At 70.7% G+C, this 4,036-nt stretch carries 4 protein-coding genes; 2 read left to right on the top strand and 2 right to left on the bottom strand.

Translation table 11 applies throughout. From position 1 onward, the window contains the following. Nucleotides 1–987 (top strand): dihydrolipoamide acetyltransferase family protein (locus tag CVO76_RS15820; protein WP_208740073.1); only part of this gene is annotated, 987 nt, incomplete at its 5' end. A 90-nt stretch (nucleotides 988–1,077) separates the two neighbouring features. On the opposite strand, the gene CVO76_RS15825 is transcribed toward CVO76_RS15820, so the two are convergent. Both CVO76_RS15825 and CVO76_RS15830 read right to left on the bottom strand, forming a co-directional pair. Further along, nucleotides 1,078–1,545, bottom strand: coding sequence for a GNAT family N-acetyltransferase (locus CVO76_RS15825; RefSeq protein WP_133082179.1), 468 nt, complete (start codon nucleotides 1,543–1,545; stop codon nucleotides 1,078–1,080). Between the two features lie 112 nt (nucleotides 1,546–1,657). Next, on the bottom strand, nucleotides 1,658–2,269 hold the full coding sequence (locus CVO76_RS15830; RefSeq protein WP_133082180.1) for a TetR/AcrR family transcriptional regulator: 612 nt from the start codon (nucleotides 2,267–2,269) through the stop codon (nucleotides 1,658–1,660). A 120-nt stretch (nucleotides 2,270–2,389) separates the two neighbouring features. Between CVO76_RS15830 and CVO76_RS15835 the strand changes: the two genes are divergently transcribed. After that, complete coding sequence (locus CVO76_RS15835) at nucleotides 2,390–4,009, top strand: carboxyl transferase domain-containing protein (RefSeq protein ID WP_208740074.1); 1,620 nt, start codon at nucleotides 2,390–2,392, stop codon at nucleotides 4,007–4,009. Nucleotides 4,010–4,036 lie beyond the last annotated feature (27 nt).

The raw sequence follows: 4,036 nt of genomic DNA on the forward strand, positions 1-4,036 counted from the left end.
CCCGCGCCCGCGCCCGCCGCCGCGCCCGCCCCCGCGCCTGCGGCGGCCGGGGAAGCACGGCGGAGCGGGGACCGGCCACGCTCCACGCCGCCGGTCCGCAAGCTCGCGCGTGACCTCGGCATCGCCCTCGACGCCCTGAGAGGCACCGGGCCCGGCGGCCTCATCACGCGGGCCGACGTCCTGTCCGCGCTCGCAGGGACCACGGAGAGCCCTGCCGCAGCGGTGGGGACGCCGGCAACGCCGGCAGGCCCCCTGCCGGCGGCAGGCACGGCCCGCACGGCGAGGGCGGGGGAGACGCGGACCCCGATCCGGGGCATGCGGAAGCACACTGCGGCAGCGATGGTGGCCAGCGCCTTCACGGCGCCCCACGTGACCGAGTTCCTCACGATCGACGTCACGCCCACGATGGACCTGCTCGCGGACCTCAGGGCGAGCCGGGCCTTCGAGGCGACGAAGGCGACGCCGCTGACGATCGTGGCGAAGGCCGTGTGCATCGCGATCGCGCGGAACCCCACCCTCAACTCGTCCTGGGACGAGGAGGCGCAGGAGATCGTCCAGTACGCGGACGTGAACCTCGGCATCGCGGCGGCGACCCCGCGGGGGCTGCTCGTGCCGAACATCAAGGCCGCGCAGGACCTGTCCCTGGCGGACCTCGCGAAGGCCCTCAATGCGCTGGCGGAGACCGCGCGCGCGGGGAAGACCCCGCCGGCCGATCTCGCGGGTGGGACCATCTCCATCACCAATATCGGTGTCTTCGGCATCGACGCCGGCACGCCGATCCTGAATCCCGGCGAGGCGGCGATCCTCGCCCTGGGCGCGGTCCGCAGCATGCCGTGGGAATACCAAGGCACGATCGCCCTGCGGTCCGTCCTGACCCTCAGCCTGTCCTTCGACCACCGGCTCGTCGACGGTGAGCAGGGCTCACGGTTCCTGGCCGATGTCGGGACCATCCTCCGCAACCCGGCGATGGTCCTGACGATGGTCTAGCGGCACCCGAGGACGCGGTCCGCCTGCGGCAGGGCTGCGTCCTCGGAGAGACGCAGACCCTCCCCGGGAGGGTCTGCGTCTCCCGGGGAGTTACGCCAGTTCGAGGATGAGCTCGCGGACCACGGCGCCGCGGGACGGGGCGAAGCCCTGCGTCTCGCCGACCTGCTGGAAACCCCACCGTTCGAGGATGCGGATGGAGCTCACGTTGTCCGCCACGGCGCGGGCGCGGATGGGGCGCTGGGTCATCTCGTCGAGGAACTGCCCCACGGCGGCCGTGGTGATGCCCTGTCCCCAGCGGGAGCGGTCGATCCAGTAGCTGATCTCGGGCACGTCGCCGTCCCGGTAGGCGAGGATGCTGCCCACGACCTCGCCGTCGGACAGGATGGTGCGCACCGTGATCCTGCTGTCGTTCAGGATGTCCTGCCAGTGATGGTCGAAGACGCCGCGGTCCGACGGGTTCTTGGCCCCGAAGGCCGCCATGTGGTTGGCGCTGGGGTCCAGCTGGTGCGAGAAGAACTCGTCGAGGTCGGTGGCTTCAACGGGACGTAGCGTGATCACAGCGGTACTTTCAGTCGGTGGAGTGGCCGGGCGGGCGGCGCGGCCGGTACTTCTCGTGGCTTCAGCGTACTAGGCGCCCCGGAATGCCCGGAGGCGCGCACCCCCGCCGCCGTCACACGGTCAGGGCGGCCCATGCCATGTCCTGGAGCAGGTCCCGCAGATCGCCGAGCTCCCGGGTCGAGCGGGTGCCGTGCGCGGTGTGCGGCGTCGAGTTGATGAGTCCGAACACCGCATGGACCTTGCGCCGCAGCAGCGAGCGGTCCGCCGCCGGCAGGAGACCGGCCAGTTCGTCCACCCAGACCTGCACGTAGTTGCGCTGCAGGGACCGCACGTTCCGTTCGTCGTCGTGCGGGAGGGAGCCGAGATCGCGATCCTGCACGCGGATCACGTTCGCATTGGCCAGCGCGAAGTCGACCTGGAACCGGATCAGGCCCCGCAGCGCCGCCTCGGGCGAGGACGCCCCCTCGGCGACGGTACGCCCGCCCTCCAGGAGGTCCTCGCTGACCCCGGTGAGGAGCGCGGAGAGGACCGAGGGCTTGCCGGTGAAGTGCCGGTAGACGGCGGGCCCGCTCACGCCGGCGGCAGCGCCGAGGTCCTCGATGGACACCCCGTTGTACCCGCGGTCCGCGAACAGCTGTGCCGCGGCGACGAGCAGGGCCGCGCGACGGGACGCCTTCGCGACGCTTCGACCCGTCACGCGGTCTTCGGTGGGCAGTGCCTCCATGCAGGTCCTTCCGGTCCGCCGGTGAGTGATGGACCCATTCTGATGGACATCCAGGTTAATGACCACTAACCTGAATCCGGTTAGCGTCTGCTAACTGAAGCATGCTCGAGGAAGTAGTCGATGGAGACTCTGACATCGCAGGTGGATCCGCTCTCGCCGGCGTTCACGGCGAACGCCGCGGCGCAGGCCGAACTCGTCGGCGACCTGCGGCGGCGCCTCACGGCCGCGGCCCTCGGCGGGCCCGAGCGCTCCCGCGTGCGGCACGTCGCCCGCGGCAAGCTCCTCCCGCGGGAGCGCATCGACCAGCTCCTCGACGACGGCAGTCCGTTCCTCGAGATCGCGCCGCTGGCGGCGAACGGGATGTACGACGACGAGTGCCCGGGTGCGGGCGTGATCGCCGGCATCGGCCTCGTACACGGCCGCCACGTGCTGGTGATCTCGAACGATGCCACCGTCAAGGGCGGCACGTACTACCCGATGACCGTCAAGAAGCATCTCCGCGCGCAGGAGATCGCCCTCGAGAACAATCTGCCCTGCGTGTACCTCGTGGACTCCGGCGGCGCGTTCCTGCCCCGGCAGGACGACGTCTTCCCCGACCGCAACCACTTCGGCCGTATCTTCTACAACCAGGCCACCATGTCGGCCCGGAAGATCCCGCAGATCGCCGCCGTGCTGGGGAGCTGCACCGCCGGTGGCGCCTACGTCCCGGCCATGAGCGACGAGACCGTGATCGTGCGCAACCAGGGCACCATCTTCCTGGGCGGCCCGCCGCTGGTGAAGGCCGCCATCGGCGAGGTCGTCACGGCGGAGGAGCTCGGGGGCGGGGACGTCCACTCCCGCGTCTCCGGGGTCACCGACCATCTCGCGGAGAACGACCAGCACGCGCTGGAGATCGTGCGCGACATCATCGCGACGCTGCCCCCGGCCGCAAAGCCGCCCGTTCCCGCCGTCGTGCACGCCGCGGAGCCGCTGGAGCCGGTGGTGCCGCAGGACGAGCTGTACGGTGCCGTGCCGACGGACGTGAACGCGTCCTACGATGCCCGCGAGATCATCGCCCGGATCGTCGACGGCTCGCTCTTCCACGAGTTCAAGCGCGAGTACGGCACCACCCTCGTCACGGGCTTCGCGACCATCTCCGGCCACCGCGTCGGGATCGTCGCCAACAATGGGGTGCTCTTCAGCGAGTCCGCCCTCAAAGGCGCCCACTTCATCGAGCTCTGCGACCAGCGCGGAGTCCCCCTGGTGTTCCTGCAGAACCTCTCCGGCTTCATGGTGGGCAAGGACTACGAGGCCGGCGGCATCGCGAAGAACGGGGCCAAGATGGTCACCGCCGTCGCGACCTGCCGTGTCCCCAAGCTGACGGTCGTCGTCGGCGGGTCCTTCGGGGCCGGCAACTACTCGATGTGCGGTCGCGCCTTCTCCCCGCGCTTCCTGTGGATGTGGCCGGCGGCCCGCATCTCCGTGATGGGCGGCAACCAGGCGTCGTCGGTCCTGGCGACCGTCAAGCGCGACCAGCTCGAGGCGCGCGGCGAGGACTGGTCATCGGAGGACGAGGAGGCGTTCCGCGCACCCATCCGCGACCAGTACGAAGCCCAGGGCAACCCCTACTACTCGACGGCGCGGCTCTGGGACGACGGCGTGATCGACCCCGCGGACACCCGCACCGTCCTCGGCCTCGCACTCGACGTCTGCGCCAACGCGCCCCTGCCCGACACCTCCTTCGGCCTCTTCCGGATGTGACCCGATGACCTCCAGCCCCCTCTCCAG

Source organism: Arthrobacter agilis, from assembly GCF_002953615.1.
In the GTDB taxonomy this organism is placed as follows: domain Bacteria; phylum Actinomycetota; class Actinomycetes; order Actinomycetales; family Micrococcaceae; genus Arthrobacter_D; species Arthrobacter_D agilis_B.